Below are 447 nucleotides of genomic sequence, written 5' to 3' on the forward strand. Positions count from 1 at the left end.
GGGCCGCGAACAGCGGCGCGGACGGCGCCGGGCCGGGCACGGGACCGGTGGCCGCCGGCTCGGCGGGACGCGTCCCGTCGGCGTCGCTCACGGGCGCTCCCACACCGTCGACACGGTCTGCCAGCCGCGGCCGATGCGTCCGGTCATGGTGTCGTCGTAGCCGCCGGCCGGGAAGGCCGCGACCAACGCGTCGACGTCGCCGTCGTCCTGCGCGGCGACGACCTGCACGACCGTCGCCTCGGACTGCCACGCGACGTGCCAGGGCTCGTACGACAGCACGTGGACCTCGCGACCGCCGATCTCGCGGACGGGGGCGCCCGCGAGCGCGTCGGTGTCGAGGCGTCCCTGCTGCTCCGTCACCACGAACGTGCCGTCGGGGCCTGCGACGTCGACCTCGAGCGTGTCGACGTCGCCGGGCGACCAGCGGATCCCCGCGACGCGCCAGTC

At 76.5% G+C, this 447-nt stretch carries 1 protein-coding gene; it reads right to left on the reverse strand.

Annotation, left to right across the window (positions count from 1 at the left end):
- Positions 1 to 87: 87 nt before the first annotated feature.
- A partial coding sequence (locus tag G3I71_RS46900; protein ID WP_203733124.1) for a hypothetical protein occupies positions 88 to 447 on the reverse strand: 360 nt, incomplete at its 5' end.

The organism is Streptomyces sp. SID12501 (assembly GCF_010550245.1).
Taxonomy (GTDB): domain Bacteria; phylum Actinomycetota; class Actinomycetes; order Streptomycetales; family Streptomycetaceae; genus Streptomyces.